Here is a 19,375-nt window from a genome sequence, read left to right as displayed (position 1 = left end):
TTATTCGTCCTTCCTAACAAACATACGATATTTCTTTAACGGACCAATTTCATTTACTAATCTTGAAGCATCATCTGGGTCTTTGAGATCGTATTTATAAAGAAATCGAACTTTTTCTAAAGGGTCCTTATAGAAGGTTAAAAGTTCTTTTGGTACATTGAAGGGATTTGCTTTTTTCCATAGCGCTATCTTTTGATCGCTATTTAAATCATCGATAGTGAGTGGGCGTTGACTAGGTTCACTATGGAGGAATTTATGATGGTTCTGGAATTCAATTCGATTTCCATTAAAATAACCCACCTTGATTCCTTTACGTAAACAAAAGTTAATTGCTTCATCTATACGATTTATTATTGGCTCTCCTTTATCATTTAAAGATGTGTTACAAATAATTGGAATTCCTGTTTTTTGATAAAATCGCCGTATTACATCATAGATTAGAGAATTCATTTCCCGGTTAACCGTTTGCACCCTTGCAGACTCATCCAAATGAGAAACGGCTGGAATATAGTTAACCATGGACTCCTTAATTTTAAATGTATGAAGCATATATTCAGAAGGATAGGCACCTTCAAACCACTGTTCTAAATACTCCTCTAATACAATTGGGGCAACCGGTCTCCACCATTCTCTTTGTTTAATTCTATTTAATTCATCCTTCATTTTGACTGATCTTGGGTCACTTATAATAGAGCGATTTCCTAAAGCTCTTGGGCCAATCTCTGTTCTTCCATTAAACCAAACAACTGGATAGTTTATTATATCATCTACTACTATTTCTTTATCTGGAATACTAATAGATTTAATGAATTTACCGTATTTTTCTCGAGTCGATATCTCACAGAATTCGTTGCCTTCTCCATAATATGCATTTCTAAAGGTAAATGAAATACGTCCGATCTCTTTATAGAATGCATAAAGACCAGTTCCTAAGGATAAACCACTATCTCCAACACAAGGAGGAGCAATAAAACTTTTAAAGTGATACTTATTCATAAGATAACTATTCGTTGGACAATTTAATGTAAATCCACCTGACATCGATAAATGTGTTTCCTCTGGGTTAATATTATAATGAGCAAGTACTTTCTCAATATTAATATCCATTACCTTAAATGATGCTTCTTGTATAATTTTCATTAACATACTTATTTTATTCTCTTTTTCTGTAAAAAGAGGATCAAAATAGTTAAATAATTTTCCTTCATCCGCTTTCGTAAGTGAATTTATTTTATCATATAGTTTTTCAAATGGATTTTCCTTACCAAAATAACCGGAACCATCAAGCAGGGGAATTTCATGGCTGTATTGATAATAAGCCTTACTTTTGCTCGCACTGGCCAATGCCATTAACGTCCCCTCTTTGATTCCAAAATAAAACATAGCCCATCCCCAAAGCAGTCCTGGTGATTCAACGGGAAACAGTTCGATTTTACCTTTGTTAACATAACAACCCGCATAATAAGGTTTATGGATTCGTTCTGTTTCATCGACAACCCCATCAGGTCCACCATCCACTGCAAAACCAATTATTTTATCGTTATAAAACTTATCTGGGTCCAAAAGAATTGAAGAAAACAAATGACAAATACTATGATATGATAAATCGTCATATTGCCTAAGTGAATGATAATCATCTGTTGTATTCAAACCCGGAGTCCCCCATACTGCCTGCATATTATCTAATGTAAGATTAAGCGGACGCAACAATTTATTGATTGTTTTTTTGGCTTGTTCCACACTATGAAAGGATTTATGGTGTTCCTTTTTACCAGAGAACCTTTCTAACTCCCAATAATGAATGAGTTCAATTGAGTTTCCAATCTTATAAAATAATGCCATATTTTGATCATGTCTAACGATTGTGTCTAACAAATGATCAATGGGATCAATGTGTAGGTACGTTGCTAAATAATATCCATCATTCATAGCCATTACCCACACTTTCTATTTTCTGTAATAAATAATTTCCAATCACAAGGTAGTCTAAATCCATACGAAGAAAGGAATCTAAAGCATCTTGAGGGGATTCAACAATTGGTTGTCCATTATCATTAAACGATGTATTAAGCAGTATGGGTATGTTAGTTTTATTATAAAAATAACGAATAAGCTCATAAAATTGCGGATTCAGGGCTATTGAAACAGTTTGCAATCTGCCGGTTCCATCTACGTGAGTCACTGCCGAAATTTTATCTTGAGCATTCACTTTTATCTTTGGAACAAATAGCATATAAGGAGAGGACTTTGAAAAATCAAAAAAATCACAGGCATATTCTTCCAATACTGCTGGAGCAAATGGCCTAAAAGGTTCTCTATGCTTGATTCGTTTATTAATTATATCCTTCATATTAGGATTTCTTGGGTCTGCGAGGATACTTCTATTTCCGAGTGCACGAGGCCCTGCTTCTGATTTCCCTTGAAACCAACCAATAATTTTTCCTTCCGATAATAACGTTGAAACTTCATCATATAGGTCATCTTCTGTATGTTGAACAATAGTAAGGTTAGAAGCATGTTTATGAAATGCAGATTTTATGTCAGAATCACTATATTCTTTACCCAGATACGGGCTACAGTCCCCAGTATTTGGTATTCTTTCATACCCTCCGATTTGATAATACCCATATAATGAACAACCTACGGCGGTTCCAGCATCACCAGCAGCTGGGAAAATATATAGGTTCTTAAATGGCGTTCTTCTTAGAATTTTTTCGTTCGCCACACCATTTAAAGCAACCCCTCCTGATAGGCATAGGTTTTCTGATTTAGTAATACTGTATAAATTTATACAGGCAGCAATTAGAACCTCTTCTAGATGGTGCTGTACTGCATATGCCATATCTGCTTTTGTTTGTTGTTTATCTTGACTGTTTTTCATCTGATGCCTTACAAACTCACGCATTTTCTGAATCTGTAAAAGAGATTGTTTAAATTGACCTTTATGATCGAACCAAAAGAATTCAGTAAAATCTTTAATATACTTTTCTGTTCCGAATGGTGCTAATCCCATTGTTTTACCATCCTGTAAAAATCCAAATCCAATTAAATCTGTCATTTCCTCATAAAATTTCCCTACTGAATTTTCTATCAAATCGTTTTCTTCAAGTCCGCTAACTTTTTTTAATTCAATAATATCTCTCCCCTTACCGTAGTAATAAGAGATAGTCTCTCTTTCTCCATTTGATAAAAAGCTCCCTCTACCATCTGCAATTAGGATTGCTGATTCGTCGAATGGTGAAGGATAAAATGTCGTAGCAGCATGTGATAAGTGGTGGTTAATTTGATGTACGTGATGATGATTAAATCTAGAATAGTATGCTGGCTCAACAATATCCGATGTCACGATGCAATCTAAATCTTCTTCATTCATGTTATTCACCGACAAACAATATTCGGCCGCTTTATTTAATACAATCTTCTTATGGATATTTAACGAATGTTTCATCCTCAACAATCGTTCTTCTTCAATATACGTTAATATTTTTCCGTGTTGAGACAAGCATGAAGAAAAGTCATGAATAGATCCCCCTATACCTAAAACGTTCAAACGATCACCCCTCTTTTTTATTCAACCAATACTTTATGTCGTTTTGTTTGTAGTGCGGTTAATTTATAAAAAAAGCCTTTTTTCTTTATTAGTTCTCTATAGGTTCCACCTTCTTCAATTATTCCTTTGTTTAGGACAAATATTTTATCAGCATCTTTTACTGTAGTTAAACGGTGCGTTACCATAATAAGCGTTTTATCCCTTGTTTCTTCTACAAGTTTTTTAAAGATTTTTCGTTCAGTTTCATAGTCTTGACTGGATGTTGCTTCATCCAGAATAATTATTTTTGTATCCTTAAGCAGGGCTACTGCAATCGCAAGAATCTGTTTTTCCCCGGTTGATATACTATTATTGTTAGATGAGGCAAAACCTTGCTTTCTTATTTTTTCAGTTAATTTTGCCGAACCAAGCTTTTCCAAAATCGTAATACATTTATTCCATTGATTTTCACTAAGCTCTTTCAAATAGGATAGTTCGAACTCATAACTATGCTGATCAACATAGGAAATTTGATTCCTAACTGTTTTTGTATTAAGCAGAGTTATATCATTATTATCGATTAGTATTTTTCCTTTACCGGGAGCATAAAATTTCAATAGTAAACTTAAGATAGAACTTTTTCCAGAACCCGACGGACCAACAATAGCAACCTTTTCTCCGTGACTTACCGAAAAACTTATCTTCTTTAGAATATCTTGGTTTTCTTGATAATTAAAATAAACATCCGAGAAAACAATATTACCTTTATCTATCTTTTTCACAATAGTATTCTTTGATTCGACTTGATTGTTATCATAAACACTAAATACTCGATTTGCTGCTTCAAGGGCAGTTAACGATACTACCCATTGCCCATTTATACCTTTAAATAATGCGAAGATTCTTCTAATGTAATCAATCAATAAATATAACAAACCTATACTATAAGAACCTTCTATAATCGAACCTCCAAAATACCAAATCATACCTGCGATTACTAATCCTTGCAATAGACCATTTAAGTTTACATCCGTCAAATGAAGCGTGTGCATCCTTTTCAACATATTTCGGTATATCTTATGATTCGTTTCTACGTATTCACTATTAATCTGAGATTCTGCATTATTTAATTTTACTAAAGAGAAATTTTTAATTATATCAACAAATAAAATGTTTATCTTGTTTAAATACTCTTGAATATTAGTTATATACTTATGAACAGGTTTATTTATGATGTAATTCACTGTCATAAATACAATTGGAATCCCGAGTGAAAGTAATCCAAAAAGGGGATTAATCAAAAAGAGTGCTATATATAAGCCAATTAATTGAAGTAGACTAACAATAAATCCCCCTAAAAAATTATCAAATACATCTTTTATTTGCATCGACTCATTTGTTAGTTTATTGATAATATCACCAGGTGGTATCTTATCAAAAAAAATTTTTGGTTGCTGATTTAGATACTGTACTAAGTCATTTCTAATTATCTGTACCAGTCTAAGAGTATATTTTGAGAAAATATACTCATGTCCAAAGTTAAGTAAACCAGACAATATAATCAAAATAACTAATCCAATTAGTGCACTGGAGAGTATATTCGTTATGCTGTGCTCTATATAGTTGTCCAATATAATCTTGATTAAATATGGAATGTATAAATCGATTGTAATCGCAATTAATAATATAAAAGTGGTGACGACAAATTGATACTTATAATTCAATAAGTAATCAAACAACCTTTTAATCGTCTTTCTATTCACACTGTAACCTCCTCTCTTCTTCCTCCAATTCACTTAACTCTTTAAATTTACGATATTGATTAGAATACCAATTATTGGATTGAATGAGAGTTTCATGGCTACCCATTTCAACTACCTTTCCATCTATTAATACGATAATTTTGTCTACCCTCTGTGTAAGTTCAAAGTTATTTGTAACAATTATATTTGTTTTTTCTCGTCGAAACCTCAGTAGTTTCTCAAAAATCGCAACCGCACTCTTTGAATCTATGAAGGAAAAAATATCATCTAATAATAGTAATTCGGAATTTTTTAAAAGTGCTCTAGATAGTGCTAATTTTTGAAGTTGCCCCCCCGATAGATTCTTTCCACTTCCCCCGATACTCGAATTTAAAGTTAAATTTGAATTTTTCACTTCTTTATGAAGGCTGGTAATTTGCAAAACTTCCTCTATCTTCTCCTTTGTAGATGAACTACCCAAGATTAAATTTTCGTAAATGGTTTTCGATAAATTTGATGGTTCTTGAGGCACATATGCAACAAGGTTTGATAGGTTCTTTTGGGAAAGCTCTCTGTAAGGAACATTTGAAATACTAGCGCTGCCCTCATAGGTATCATACTCTCCTGCAAAGAATGAAATTAAAGAACTTTTCCCGCTACCTGTCTTCCCAACTATTGCAATATTTTCTCCCCTTCTAACTATCAGATTCACATCACTCAGGGCATTTGAATTTCCTCTTCTAAGACTAAAATGCTCAAAACGTATATCTGTTAGTGATTTAATATTACGAGTAAAACTTGAATTGTTTTTCGTGTTATCCACATAATCTATAAACCGACTTGCTGATGCATTTCCCTGTTGGAAAAAATTTATAAAATCTCCTAACGCTCTTATAGGCCAATGCAGTAAGTTTATATAAAACAAAAAAGTGATCAATGCGCCAATTGTTATGTCACCCACAGCAATTAAATATGAACCATACCCCAATGTAATAACGTAATTAATACGAATCAACGTAACAATGATAGGATGAAACATACTAACTGTTCGCGCTAAAACAATCTCAGAATTTGTAACACCTTGATTCAACCGAAAAAAACTCTCCACGTACTTTTTTTCTAACATAAATATCCGAATCAAGCGTAATCCATTAAAAAATTCTAGACTGTGATTGTTAAGGTAGCCTTTTTTATCTTGTACATCCATACTATTTTGGTGCACTTGCTTTCCTAACCTTTTTACTACAAAAATAATTAATAGCATGGGCGGCAGGGAAACGATTGTTAGTTTCCAGCTGATCATTATACTCATTGTAAAAATAACCAGAAGTCCAATTACAGTACTCATAAAACTTAGGATTCCAAATCCGAAGCTAGATCCAATAGTATTGATATCGTTATTCATTATAGTCAAAGCATTCCCCTGATCATTAGGTGCTTTTTTGTTGTACAAGGTTCGATAAAACATGTCTTTCCTTAGTTCCTTTTGAATAAAAAATTCTCCTCCAAATAGAGAGGATGACCAGATATAAATCACAACAAAGTGAAATAAAGCAATTGCGACCAGTAATATGACTTCTGATATTAACTTAGACTGAGTTAGATTCCCGGACGTCAATGAATCGATTATATCCCCAATTAATTTTGGGGGGATTACTTGTAATATTTCAGAAAAGATTAAAAAAGTAAAAGCAATGAGATAAAGTATAGTGCGTTTGCTTAAGTATCTTTTAAATATATCAACTAGATACATGTAGAGTCACCTATTCGCTTTAAAACACGCTGTAATAACTGTATTTCTTTTTCCTGTATATCCTTTATTTTTTCTACGAGTCCTAATATTACACGTTCATTTTTCCTTAACATATAACGCAAAACAGATTTCTTTAGATTTTCTACCATTATTACAATATTATTTATTTCATAAATATAACTTTTATCTATTAAACCTAGTTTGTGTATTTCACGTACTATAAACTGTATAATATATTTATGCTCAACGAGAATTTGAAAATTTTTAATATTCAACTCCCTTTCTTGACTACCTATTGCTTTCAAATGTTGGATTAATAACTTGTAGTTATCAAGACCGTATGCATAATCTTTGCTAGGATATAGCTTTTTTATATTAGAATGTATTTCGATGCAGTCCTTCGAATTTAAATAATCTTTTAACTGGGACGATATTTCATTTAACATATTTTTTATTTCCGGTTGATAATGATGGATAGCTTTATAAAGATATACGTTTCTTTTTGAAGATTCTTGAGGATTTGCGTAAACGTAAGCATTGCAAATATGTTTTTTATGAAGTACTTTTCTTTCGAGCATCCCATTTTTGTTAACAGCTACAAACATGAAAGTTTCTTTACTACTGTCATACCCATATATCAATATATCGTTGGTTTTAGATGATCTGGAAAAAGAGGTTTGATATTGGAGGTAATACTGATCAAGATATAAACGAATGTAGAATCCCGCACGTAGTGATTCTATTAAAAATTCATCTACTAATCTATCTTTTAAGGAAAGGGAACTAATGGATACAAATGGAGTAGGTTCTTTTGCTACGTTATGGTATTCAAAAATATCTAAGGTTTGTTTTTCTTTATGTCCGTACAATTGAATACTTTGTGCAAAGTACCATATTGCTTCACGGTCACTCAATATGGACAGGGGAAATGCATGATTACTACTAGCACTAATTAATGGTGTTGTGATATTATGCGTTATTTTCAATTTTCTCCCTCCATTAAATAGTTTAGTTGCTGCAACTCTTCTGGAATAAATAACCCATCTTTTCTAATGAGCTCTCCATCAAAGAACAGCTCACCGCCTCCGTATTCTTTTTGTTGATTTAAAATAAAATCTACATGAATAGATGATTCATTCCCGTTATATGCCATTGGGAATGCTTGTCCTAATGCAAGATGTAAACTTCCAAACATTTTTTCATCAAACAGGAGATTATTTAGAGGCTTTTTAATATATGGATTCAACCCAATCCCAAACTCTCCAATGTATTGAGATCCTTCATCTGTAGATATAATTCGGTGTAAAGTATCTTGATTCCTTGATTTAAAGCTAATAACCTTACCATTTTTAAATTCAAGAAACACATCTTCCAATAGTTCTCCGTTTAGTGAAGTAATACAATTAAAATGGATATACCCTTCCACTGTTTCTTTTATCGGTGCAGAAAATATTTCTCCATCCGGAATGTTGTATTTACAATCACATAGATAGTTCCCAATTCGTTTCATTGAAAAAGTCAGATTTGTATTCGGGGATTTAATTTCAACCGTGTTGGTTTTGTTCATTAAACGTTGTAGAGGTATGACATCTCTCTTAAGTTTCTCATAATTAAAAGTAGACGCTTTATAATACGTATCTGCTAACTCTGTTGAACCAATTTTGGCCAATTGTGCCATTCCATAGGTTGGGTATTGAAGCAATGTCCAATTTTCTTTCATCAAATATGCATGCTGATAAGGATTTAAGAATCGTCTGTTGTATAGAGACAGCTTATCTTTAGGGATATCTTCAAACTCATAAAGGTTCTCATGGGACTTAATACCAATATAAACATCCATATTCTTTAAACGATACAATTCCTGATCAAGCCATAATTTTAAACTTTCTTCCGAAGAACCCATTATTAATTCTTTTATGTGTTTCGTCTTGTACGTTCGTAAGTAAGGGAGTGCCCCTCGATTGTATATTTCCTTAATAATTTCGTTAACAAAATTATTAACTTCTCCTTGAACATCTATCATTACCTTATTTCCTTTTTGAATGTGATTTGAGGTTATTAATCGTTGTATTATTTCTTTTTGTTGAACGGTTGAAAGCATACCATCACCCTATCTTAATAATAATTGATTTAATTTTATTTCTATTTCCCATAAAGTATTGACTTTTTCTAGAACTAAGTTTTCTTTCACACGGTTACGTAAAATACCTTTGTTCAACATATTCCGTAGCGAATCTGCTATTCGGGATGATTTCTTAGCCAAGTTTAGCACCTCATCATCAAAATCAACAAAATTAGCAAAATGAACAAACATTTCTCTTGAACCAGCTAATAGTGTAAACGACGCACTAAGATGCTGTAGGGTTTCAACTAAGTTATTGAAATAGGGAGATTTTAGTTTCAAGAGGTCATCCACAGAATCAAATAATTCATATGTTTCATTCCGGTTGTCTATGAAGTCTTGAAATAATTTCTTAGTTTTTTCTTTTAAATCATCCATATTGTTGAAAGTTATAGGCTCAAAATAACTAATATATCTAAATCCACAGCCATTTTTGTAGGCAATCTCTAATTCACTTATCGGATACTGAAATTTTGAAAAGATTGGTGCAGTTTCGTCGATAATATCTATTAAATTATCATGGAATACCTTAATCATTATGGAATGAGGTGATTTTTCTTTTTGGTAACTCTGCTTTCGGTGTGGGAGATGAAATGTGTCTACTGACACAAACACAATATTCCCACTATCTATAATCTCTTTAATTCCCTCTTGTATATTATATAAAGATTCTGAATGTATATCTCTCTTTTCCAGTCCAATCAATTGCCAATCAGAATGTTGAAAACCCAGCTCATCAAAGTGGTATCTGGATTTTTTTTGTTTAATAATCTGAATCATTATCTCATTTGTTGAATCTAAGCAATTATAATACAGTGCTTCTACTCGATATCCCATTTGTTTTAAATAACTAACATACTGACTTTTACTGCAATCCAAATAATTTAGATCAAACAGGTATTTTCCTTCTAAATCGATTCCCATACTTTTTGTCTCCTTTTTGGTATTACCTTAATAAGGGACAGAAATCTGTACATTCCCTTCCTTTTACTAACAATTCTATTATTTCAATCAACTTATCCATTGCAGAAGGATGTTGATGATAATATTCTACTTGCTCTAATTTATATACCTTATTAAACTGGTCTATCAATTCGAATTTCCAATCTTTTTCACCTATAATCAGCGTTAGATTTTGTACTAACATTAATTCTTTCATTGGGATTAGCTTGTCTATCTGCTCGATAAGGGAAGAGGAAATTCTTTGTCCATGAAGATATAACAAATGCGATCCAAACTTAGTAAAATAATTATATTGATGAATATCAAAATCACTTAACGTATAATAATCATATCCGGTTACTAATTCTTGGGAGTCTAGCGATCCTATCCTGTTTAGTTTTTGAAGAACTTCTTTGGCAAATATATCTCTTGACTTCGGAATAGGCGCAATTATGGGAGAAATAGCTATTACTTTGCAATCAATGTTATAAAGTTTTTCTATATGCTGGCAAACTCTACAAGCAATTATCCCACCTAGCGCGTTTCCAACAAGATATAATACCGGAGGTTTAAACAACTTAATACCAATTTTCACTACTCTAAGACTATCCTCGTACATTGTCTGAAGATTAACCTCTTCCATTGATCCTTTGCTATCTCCACATCCCTTATAGTCAAATTGAATGAACTTTTGCCCTCTTTTTTCAAGATGTTTTCTTAAATTAGAAAAAAGATAATTCTTTTCACTCATTGCTTGACCTAAGCCAGGAAATGTAACAACTAAGCTATCACACTCGTTGGAACCATATTCTATTAGTCCACATATCTCTTTATTTTTACCCAACCAGCGCTGTTTCCACATGTAATATCCTCCATTCTACCCGAATTGTGATAAAAGCCAATTCAACGTCTTTGTCATTAATAAGTTTTCAAATTTCTCCGAAGTAAATAAGTGGCCTGCTTTCGGTATAGTAAGGGTTTGATTTTTAGCGCTCTCATTATATATTGGTAATTCATTTATTTCCATGTGTACCATTTCCTCTTTTACCAAAGGGTCATCTCCTCCAAATATAAGTAGGGATTTATCATTATAGGATTTAATCTCATTCATAATATTTACCCTTTGTAGATCACGGTAAAAATCCATACTAATCCATAATCCTGCCCATGGCATTACTATTTTATCTTTCTGCACCTCATGACGAGAGAATCTAGGTCTTTTATTATTTGGATAATTTCCCCCGTATTCATTGAAAAGAGGACTCCAAATAACCACTTTATCAACTTTTGTTCGATTTGCTGCCATTATTGCAATTCTCGCACCGTCACTAAATCCTAAATAAGCAATCTTGCTATTATCTACAAAATCAAGATTTGTTGTGTAACGATAAGCAGCTTGTATGTTTGATACTTTTGTGGAAGTTGTCATATCATAATAAAACCCATCACTAAGACCCATCCCATAATAATCAAATCTAAGAGTAGCAATCCCTCTTTCAGCTAACACACGGGCATATTTTACCGCTAGTCGATGCACTTCGTATCTTTCCCCGTTCTTACCCGGACAGTAAATGACAGCGGGACAGGTCCCTTTTAAGTTCTCTGGTATATGTAATACTCCTGCTAGACGTCCCTGATCTTCAAGTTCTATCAATCTCTCAATTGTCATGACAGACCCCTCTTCGAAAAATAAATTTAGCCTTCGCAACCGTAATTTGATTTACTTTACCGAATGATTTAAAAATGACTTGCTCATAATCAATATATTCTACTGTGATGGAATAACTTATGATGTCACCTGGATATATGCTGTGAAGAAACCTAGACTGTATTTTACTAGGAGATAAATTATAGATAGATAGTTCCTTAAACTTGTTTGCTGCTTTGATTGATTGAAGCATACCTTCCACTACTAGCATTCCTGGAAAGATACTATATTCTTTAAAATGCCCTTGTAGAAAAAAGTCGCTATAGCTAACATATTTTTGACTCTTAATTTCATCTTGACTTACTTCTATTTGGTCAATTAAGCACCATGGCTTTTGAAATTCTAACATCATTTTTGTACTCCTACTGTTAAAATACAACCCATTATTATTTTATTATTAGATGTAACTTTTCCTTCAAGAATAGCTTGTTTGTCATGAATACGAAGCGGTTTAACTTCAAACGAAAGCATGCCACCATATAAAGGTGCCTTTTGAATATAATCACTTTTTACAGATCCAAGAACTGGAAACTCATTTTTTTGAAGTGGTTTGGTTTCAAGCTGAATAAAAATGACAGCTGTTTGTGCAACTCCTTCAAGCATGATTGAATAAGGAACTTCTTCTTTATTGTCCAGCCAATATAACTTTTGGGTATTTAGTGTTGTCCTTAGAAGTTTAGAAGGTTGATAGGTATCAACCTTCTCTACAAGGCGAAAGGGTAATTGATGTGGTAAGAGATCCATATAGTTCATGTCAAACACCTTTACTCTTTTGATACTTCATAATCATTCTAGGGGAAGTCGCGGAATATGGCTGGTTATTGAAATACCCAAAAGAATCCCTTAATTGTAGACCACTTATTTGATTCATATGGATAATCTCAGAAGCCGTGTAGAGTCTTAAATTTAGTAAAAACTCTTTCTCTTCACCATGTTCTTCCCATTTAATTATTTCATTCCATCGACCAGTTAGATAGTTGAACTCTCTTTGATTCCATACGAATTTATTATTCATGTAGTACCAAGACTGCTTATTGTAATTATTTACCTTTGCTTCCCGATTATCCAAATCTTGTATAAATACTCCATTTGGTCTTAAGGCTCGATAAACATTTTTTAATGTAATCTCATCATCCTGTTGCCTTTCAACATAGCCAAATGCTGTTCCCATATTTATTACAGCATCATATTCATTAAGATAATTCATATTTCTCATATCAGAATAGATGAAATTAATAGACACTGATTCCCTTTTTGCTCTATTTTTAGCTTCTTCTAACAAATCACGCGAAGCATCTAATCCCGTAACATTATATCCGTATTTAGCTAAAGGTATTGAAATCCTTCCTTGACCACATCCTAAATCAAGAATCTTAGCATCACCAGGTAGTTCGAGATTGTTAATCAGAAATTGAAGTTCATCGTTCGTTCGATCTTTGGTTAATATCTCTTCCGAGAATTTTAAGTAATCACTCGAAAAGAAACTCTGCCATTTTTCCATAAAAAACTTCATCTTCTTTCCTTTTATTTTGTTTGTTTTAATAGAATACGACTCAGCTTTCCTGTACTTCCGTTCGGTATTTCTTGTTGTATTTTAATCTTGTCGGGCCAAAACTTAGTATCCCATTTTCTAATCTCTTTTCTTAATAAAACAGGATCGTAGCTTTTGGTAGGGACAATATGTGCTACCAGTTCAAATGCATGATTTTCTCTTTTAACTATCTCTACTATCGTGTCCTCAACATATGGCGTAGCCCTTAATAACTCCTCTACGTCCTCCAGTTGTATATTGATACCATTCCGTATAAATATATTATCTGCCCTACCATAAATATACAGATTCTCTCCAATCATTTTCGCTATATCATGCGTATTTAGCCAACCATCTACCAATGCTTGTTCAGTTAACTTCTTTTGTCTAAAATACCCTTTCATCACACTTGGTCCCTTCACGTTTAAATAACCCTTAACCCCTTTACTAACTTGTTTCCCACTCTTATCGGTAATTTTAATTTTGAGGTTGCTTAGTGGATTTCCGACGGACGCTTCTTGAAAGGTTCCTTGCATCTTCTCCATACTGATTCTTGGTGAAGCCTCTGTAAGTCCATATCCATTAAAAACTTGGATAGTTTCCAGGAGCTTGTTAGAGATATCTAAATACTGGTACTTGTACAGCCTCTCACCACTAAGAACTACCTTTGTAAGTGATCGATATAGTTTGTAATTTTTTAGTTGAAGGATTTTAAACATTAGGGAGGGGGTCAAAAACATCATCGTAACCTGATGCATTTTTATAAGCTTTATACTATGGAATGGGGATTCAGTATGTTTCTTCACTACAAACGAGGCACCTGCGATTAACCCAGCCATTAACTCTCCGGTTATAGAAGAAGCATAGAGGAGTGGACGGATAATTAAAAGTCTGTCTTCTTGTTCTATTTGTAATTGCTGTTTTATTTGTAAAGCATTGTTTATGATATTATCATACGTTAGCATGATGCCTTTTGGACTCCCAGTCGTTCCTGATGTATAAAGCACAAATGCCACACCTCTTAACTCTTTGTATCCCGTTACCTTGTGATTAATATCAATCTTAGTTAATTTTCCATCATCATCAACGTGAGCATTCTTCACTATTATCCCAAATGTTGAGTTAAGTATTTTTTTGGTTTGATTTGGACTATTTATTAAGTCTATTGGAATAATAGTAACTTTCTCTGCCAAACACGCCAGGTACAAAGGGATTAGCTTCCAACCTAAAGTTATGTCTGTAAACATTACTGGTTGACCTTGTTTCTTATTAGATTCTGTATATGCTCGAATAAGTTCTTGATTATTTTTAGTAGTTTCATATATTTCTTGATAACAAATACTTCTATTATTGTTTCTTATACAAATACGTTCAGCCTTCTTTTTCATAAGTTTTAGAAGGTCCAATTACATTAAACCTCCTTTTCTAACCTTTCAATTACCTCTCTAACTGTTGTTGTACTCTGTATATCCAATAAATCATCCGGGAATTCAATATGATACTCTTCTTCGATCAGCACCACAAATTCCATAAATCGTAGAGAATCGAATCCAATATCTATTATTGTATCTTCTTCATGAATAGACTTTATCGGTAATAAACCACAATATTTATCACTTAATAGTTCAATGACTCTGTCTTTTATCTTCATCTTTTTCCACCTTTATCTTTTTTCCAAAGCGATCCAGAGGACGAACGTTGTTTTGCGAGGTTCTCTCTTTTCTGTCGAATATCATCAAATGTATCTTCATCCGTATCTACTAGTCCAGTAAAATTTCCCTCTAATGATAAATATGCTTGTGTGTAATGACTGGAACCATTTCTTAGATATTTAATATTAATTGCATCTTTCTCTATATTAAACGATGATATTACACGTACAAATTCATCGTAGTTTGCTGTTTCTTTGTTGTTCAAAGCGATGATAATATCACCCTTTTCTAATCCTGCTTTACTAGCAGGACTGTTAGGGAATACTTCTAATAAATAATTACCTGTATCTGCATAATTATGTTCTAACTTCTGTTCTTCATTGACCGTGCAATTTAATACCCCGAGTCTAGGATAACTAAATAGCGGAGTCCTCAAGTCCATCCCTAATTCCAATACTGATTTTAGATTGAGCAACGATCTTGTCCAACCTAGCCTCATGCATTCTCGGAACCATTGTCCATAAGTATCTGATTCGAATCCTTCAACCATTAGCGTAAGTTTGGTTAAATTATCCCTCTCCTTTATAAGCATTGTTGAAGTTTGAACCTGAAAGGTTTGAACGGATCCATCAGGGGAAATTGATTCATACGTATCCTTTACACGAAATGTATCATTTTTATCAAACTGTAATATATACTGATCATTTTCGATGTCCCCATAATTTAATAAAAAATGATCTCCTGGCTTCGGCTGCTCATTTTTCCCCCTTAATTCTGCTTTATATGTTAAGTACGTATTCATCCCCTCTGCGGTTGCGATGGAATACCATACTTTGTCAATTGGGGCTTCAAAATAGGTTTCAATATGAAAAGATTCAGAAGCGTTCTTCATCATCATAAACCTCCTGCAATTTCTTTTTTCCTTTTACATAGGCAGTTTTTTGACTGGCTTGGTTTGCTTTGTTGATTTTAAACATAGACTGAAAAAGCGTCAATAGAATTTTCTTTGTGCAAACCATTGAATGAGCACTCTTAATCTTAACAAATAGGAAGTACACATTAACCACCCTCCTGCAACATTGTCATAATTTGGTTTGAATGAAGTGCTATTTTTTTAGCTAGGCTCGGAAACGTGCATAACATACTAGTCAGTTCATGCTGAACACTGTTAATATTCGTTTTTTGGAAATTTTGTGTACTTACGGATGAATAAAATTGAGGAAGTATTCTATTATCACGCAAATTTTGATAAATAGACATGGATTCCTCCCAACTTTGCTTCTCTTTGAGATATAAATCAAGTTGAAGCGCTAATTGTTCTGCAGTACAAACTGCATTATCAATACCCACCCCTGCTATCGGATGCAGAAAAGCGCTCGAGTCACCCACAAGAACCCATCTTTTACCATAAGGTTTCTTGAAGTTACTATTAACTTTCTTAATGCCTTTTATTTTTCCTGCTATTTTTAAATTATCTATTCTCGGTACAAGCATTCTTAGCTGATATAATTGTTGGATAAAGCCATTCGGGTTACATATTTCCTTAAACTTGGAAGGAGGAACCATAATTGCAAAGCAATGCATGTTTTGATCGATTGGATTTCCAATAACGACTCCATTAGGGGTCCAATACCATTCTACTGTACCTACTGGCATTGGATTAATTCCCTTAATATATGCATAAACCACTCCAAGTTCTTCATTCTTATTTACTAAAGTAGTTTTGGCGCTAACCTTACGGGAAATCAGTGAATTTCTTCCATCAGCTCCAACTATGATGTTTCCATAAAAGGACTGATTAGAAGTACAACCTTTTTTCTTACCTGTAACTCCTATAATTTCACCTTTACTATTTTCTATAATGTCATTAACATTAAACCCCAAATTCACTTTGATATTAGGTAATTTACTTACTTCCTGCAATAAATATGAATCAAGCAACTCTCTTCTAATACTTATTACACGATTAGAAACTACTGTATCTGATTCAAAAATGTGTCCCTCCACATCAACTCTAAACCTCTCTAAAATCGGGGAACCACAATTTTCTATTTTGTAATTGATGTTTAATGACTTGTAAATATCTACTTCACCAATAATATGTGTGGAGAGTGTTGGTCCCAATTTTGAGGATTTGTCTAGCAATAAAACTTTATAACCTAATCTTCCTAAAAATATAGCTAGAGAAGCTCCGGCACATCTTGCACCGACTATTATAACGTCAAAAATAGTACTTCCTCCTATAAACAAAAGGGTCAATTAAGACCCTTTTGCAATTATAATTAATTAGATTGTAGGCAGTTATATAAGGATCCTGCCTCATTTCCATTATTATCGTAAATCGGAACAACATCTTGTGAATGGAAAACTGCATCTTTTGGTGGAAGTCCTTTAATTAAACCCTTCATGTAAATAGGCTTTTTATTATGGAGCGCACCCTCCGGAGTTTCAATAACCCAGTATAAGAATGATTCTGCATCAACACCATTATTAATGGTACTATTTACTGGAATTTTCGCTCTCGCTTTAATTGTCTCCCCTTGTCCATCAATACCACCACGAACACGAATCTCTTTTCCTGGCCACAGCACTTTAGAAGTTGCCACTAAATCTACATTTTGAATTTCTACTTCAACATCAATTCCGGATTTGATGCTAAATTCTGAATCACTTACAGTAAATTCAGTTGGACGTTCTTGCTTAAATTCTAATTCTTCACGACGCCCGTCAACAAGTTCTAGAATTGTTCTACTTGTTGATGTTTCTAATTTTAATGATTTCTTTAAAGCAGTGTTAAGTTTATTCAAATTATCCCTCCTCTATTTTAGCGTCTCTAGAGACAATAATATAATCTCATTTTTAACTTCCAAGTGCTCTGTTTTTAAATGTTTAATAATCTTCTTTTTTTATGCTATTGATAGAACATCTTTAAAGAGCCCTCGACTACTTCTATGGCTTTAGGTTCAATTCGATCTATCTCCAACGTTAATAATTTGCGATAATTACTCTTTATTAAAAAAGACAAAAAATCTACCTCCTCTTGGTTAATTTGATAGTGCTGATCATGGATTTTCTTCATTCCTTTAATATGAAATTCAGTTATAACATCATAGTATTTTTCATAAAATTTATACAGGTTTAAATTTGCGGCTTTTAAATGACTAAGGTCTGGAACTAAAGAAATATTTTCTTTTTCATATTCCAACACTAAATCGATATCCTCACTAGTAAATATAGAGGTTGCCTTATGAGGATGGATTCCCACATGGATTCCAATGTTGGTATACCTTTTAACAATTTCTCTCATCATCTCTAGCATTTTTTCTTTTGAATCAGTATGGTTTTTAAAAAGAAATCCAGAGCACAGAATAACGAAATTAATATCTAGATATCGAAGTAGTTTGCTAAGTTTATCATGATGTAAGTAAATACTTCTCCTCTGACTCCAAACCCCAAAATGTCCAAATTCATATACTCCTGATATTACTAATTGATTTTCATATACCTTATCCCTAATCCAACCTGGGTCGTTAGACAATAGAATATTACTACCAATTTCACATTTTTTAATTTGCATTTTATTTAATTCTTGAAATGCCTTGACATAATTATTACCCCAAGGGAAAATGTGACATGAAAGTTGATTACATCTAAACTTCGTAATTATTATCCTCCTTATAGACTACTAATGAACTTGTTTGATTTCGAAAAGCGGAAGGATTTAAACCAACATATCTTCTAAAGATTTTAGAAAAGTGGGTTAAATTACCGTAACCAACATTTAAACAAGTTTCAGTTACTGATGCTCCTCTTCTAAGTAAAGCCTTTGCTTTATTTATCCGAAGTCTAATAAGATACTCTTTAAATCCAATACCGCAATACATTTTAAATATCTTTGAAAGATATGAAGTGCTAATATTAAATTCTTTGGAGACTTTTAATAAACTTAGAGTATTATCATGGGTATTATTATTGATATGTTGGATTATATTATTAATTAAAGTTGATTTATTTTTATTTGTGGAATTTTTAATTGAAAGTATTCCAATAGTTTCGAGGTAATCACAGATTAGAGGGATGTCACATTGTTTTATCCCAATAAACGTTACAAAAGCCGTATCTCCTAGTTTGCTTAACCTCCAATCAAAAGGCAGACTATGTTTTGAGGTTAGAAATACAATTAACTTATATTTACCTTTAATTTCTTTCTTTTTAACTAAATTGTTGTACTGATTGGCCGTTTTAATATAAGCTACTTCTATTACATTACTATTACTTTTAAAATCACTGGGAGGGGAGCTGGAATCAAAAACTACAAGTATTTTCAAAAATATATTCATCCTCCTATCTGTTAATATATATTAACCCTATCCATCAATATCTGTAATAGGTGGTC

20 protein-coding genes are annotated in these 19,375 nt (G+C 32.9%); all 20 read right to left on the bottom strand.

Annotation, left to right across the window (positions count from 1 at the left end; all coding sequences use genetic code 11):
• Complete coding sequence (locus MHH64_RS05215; RefSeq protein WP_251661018.1) at nucleotides 1-1,935, bottom strand: carbamoyltransferase C-terminal domain-containing protein; 1,935 nt, start codon at nucleotides 1,933-1,935, stop codon at nucleotides 1-3.
• On the bottom strand, nucleotides 1,922-3,550 hold the full coding sequence (locus tag MHH64_RS05210) for a carbamoyltransferase C-terminal domain-containing protein (protein WP_095312224.1): 1,629 nt from the start codon (nucleotides 3,548-3,550) through the stop codon (nucleotides 1,922-1,924). The genes MHH64_RS05215 and MHH64_RS05210 overlap by 14 nt, the downstream gene beginning before the upstream one ends.
• Before the next feature lie 17 nt (nucleotides 3,551-3,567).
• Nucleotides 3,568-5,292 carry an ABC transporter ATP-binding protein gene (locus MHH64_RS05205; RefSeq protein ID WP_251661022.1) on the bottom strand — a complete coding sequence of 575 codons (1,725 nt, stop codon included), beginning with the start codon at nucleotides 5,290-5,292 and terminating at the stop codon, nucleotides 3,568-3,570.
• Nucleotides 5,285-7,024 (bottom strand): ABC transporter ATP-binding protein, encoded by a 1,740-nt coding sequence (locus tag MHH64_RS05200; protein WP_340002806.1) that lies wholly within the window; start codon nucleotides 7,022-7,024, stop codon nucleotides 5,285-5,287. The genes MHH64_RS05205 and MHH64_RS05200 overlap by 8 nt, the downstream gene beginning before the upstream one ends.
• Complete coding sequence (locus MHH64_RS05195) at nucleotides 7,015-8,010, bottom strand: hypothetical protein (RefSeq protein ID WP_095312214.1); 996 nt, start codon at nucleotides 8,008-8,010, stop codon at nucleotides 7,015-7,017. Before MHH64_RS05195 ends, MHH64_RS05200 begins: the two co-directional genes overlap by 10 nt.
• Nucleotides 8,007-9,125, bottom strand: coding sequence for an aminopeptidase (locus MHH64_RS05190; RefSeq protein ID WP_095312212.1), 1,119 nt, complete (start codon nucleotides 9,123-9,125; stop codon nucleotides 8,007-8,009). Before MHH64_RS05190 ends, MHH64_RS05195 begins: the two co-directional genes overlap by 4 nt.
• 9 nt (nucleotides 9,126-9,134) lie before the next feature.
• Complete coding sequence (locus MHH64_RS05185) at nucleotides 9,135-10,070, bottom strand: BtrH N-terminal domain-containing protein (RefSeq protein WP_251661029.1); 936 nt, start codon at nucleotides 10,068-10,070, stop codon at nucleotides 9,135-9,137.
• Between the two features lie 22 nt (nucleotides 10,071-10,092).
• Nucleotides 10,093-10,950 carry an alpha/beta fold hydrolase gene (locus tag MHH64_RS05180; RefSeq protein ID WP_340002805.1) on the bottom strand — a complete coding sequence of 286 codons (858 nt, stop codon included), beginning with the start codon at nucleotides 10,948-10,950 and terminating at the stop codon, nucleotides 10,093-10,095.
• A gap of 15 nt (nucleotides 10,951-10,965) precedes the next feature.
• The gene (locus tag MHH64_RS05175; RefSeq protein ID WP_095312203.1) at nucleotides 10,966-11,757 is read right to left on the bottom strand and encodes an alpha/beta hydrolase; all 792 of its coding nucleotides are present in this window, start codon (nucleotides 11,755-11,757) and stop codon (nucleotides 10,966-10,968) included.
• Nucleotides 11,747-12,148, bottom strand: a complete 402-nt coding sequence (locus tag MHH64_RS05170) for a hypothetical protein (protein ID WP_095312199.1) — start codon at nucleotides 12,146-12,148, stop codon at nucleotides 11,747-11,749. Before MHH64_RS05170 ends, MHH64_RS05175 begins: the two co-directional genes overlap by 11 nt.
• Nucleotides 12,145-12,549 carry a hypothetical protein gene (locus MHH64_RS05165; RefSeq protein WP_095312196.1) on the bottom strand — a complete coding sequence of 135 codons (405 nt, stop codon included), beginning with the start codon at nucleotides 12,547-12,549 and terminating at the stop codon, nucleotides 12,145-12,147. The genes MHH64_RS05170 and MHH64_RS05165 overlap by 4 nt, the downstream gene beginning before the upstream one ends.
• 1 nt (nucleotide 12,550) lies before the next feature.
• Nucleotides 12,551-13,297 carry a class I SAM-dependent methyltransferase gene (locus MHH64_RS05160; protein WP_303448317.1) on the bottom strand — a complete coding sequence of 249 codons (747 nt, stop codon included), beginning with the start codon at nucleotides 13,295-13,297 and terminating at the stop codon, nucleotides 12,551-12,553.
• A gap of 23 nt (nucleotides 13,298-13,320) precedes the next feature.
• On the bottom strand, nucleotides 13,321-14,733 hold the full coding sequence (locus MHH64_RS05155) for a class I adenylate-forming enzyme family protein (RefSeq protein ID WP_095312191.1): 1,413 nt from the start codon (nucleotides 14,731-14,733) through the stop codon (nucleotides 13,321-13,323).
• 5 nt (nucleotides 14,734-14,738) lie between these two features.
• Entirely contained in the window at nucleotides 14,739-14,978 is a 240-nt protein-coding gene (locus tag MHH64_RS05150) for an acyl carrier protein (RefSeq protein WP_095312188.1), read from the bottom strand.
• Nucleotides 14,975-15,874, bottom strand: a complete 900-nt coding sequence (locus MHH64_RS05145; protein WP_118889212.1) for a PDZ domain-containing protein — start codon at nucleotides 15,872-15,874, stop codon at nucleotides 14,975-14,977. Before MHH64_RS05145 ends, MHH64_RS05150 begins: the two co-directional genes overlap by 4 nt.
• Entirely contained in the window at nucleotides 15,855-16,037 is a 183-nt protein-coding gene (locus MHH64_RS05140) for a hypothetical protein (protein ID WP_095312183.1), read from the bottom strand. Before MHH64_RS05140 ends, MHH64_RS05145 begins: the two co-directional genes overlap by 20 nt.
• A gap of 1 nt (nucleotide 16,038) precedes the next feature.
• Nucleotides 16,039-17,238, bottom strand: a complete 1,200-nt coding sequence (locus tag MHH64_RS05135) for an NAD(P)/FAD-dependent oxidoreductase (protein WP_340002804.1) — start codon at nucleotides 17,236-17,238, stop codon at nucleotides 16,039-16,041.
• Nucleotides 17,239-17,261: 23 nt separating this feature from the next.
• On the bottom strand, nucleotides 17,262-17,786 hold the full coding sequence (locus MHH64_RS05130) for a hypothetical protein (protein WP_095312175.1): 525 nt from the start codon (nucleotides 17,784-17,786) through the stop codon (nucleotides 17,262-17,264).
• Nucleotides 17,787-17,890: 104 nt separating this feature from the next.
• Nucleotides 17,891-18,556 (bottom strand): TIM barrel protein, encoded by a 666-nt coding sequence (locus tag MHH64_RS05125; protein WP_340002803.1) that lies wholly within the window; start codon nucleotides 18,554-18,556, stop codon nucleotides 17,891-17,893.
• A 73-nt stretch (nucleotides 18,557-18,629) separates the two neighbouring features.
• The gene (locus MHH64_RS05120; RefSeq protein ID WP_158586237.1) at nucleotides 18,630-19,307 is read right to left on the bottom strand and encodes a helix-turn-helix transcriptional regulator; all 678 of its coding nucleotides are present in this window, start codon (nucleotides 19,305-19,307) and stop codon (nucleotides 18,630-18,632) included.
• Nucleotides 19,308-19,375 lie beyond the last annotated feature (68 nt).

Origin of the sequence: Oceanobacillus sp. FSL K6-0127 (assembly GCF_037983385.1) — a bacterium.
GTDB classification, from domain to species: domain Bacteria; phylum Bacillota; class Bacilli; order Bacillales; family Amphibacillaceae; genus Oceanobacillus; species Oceanobacillus profundus.
Note: the sequence above shows the minus strand (reverse complement) of the source record. Positions and strands in the feature narration are given on the sequence as shown.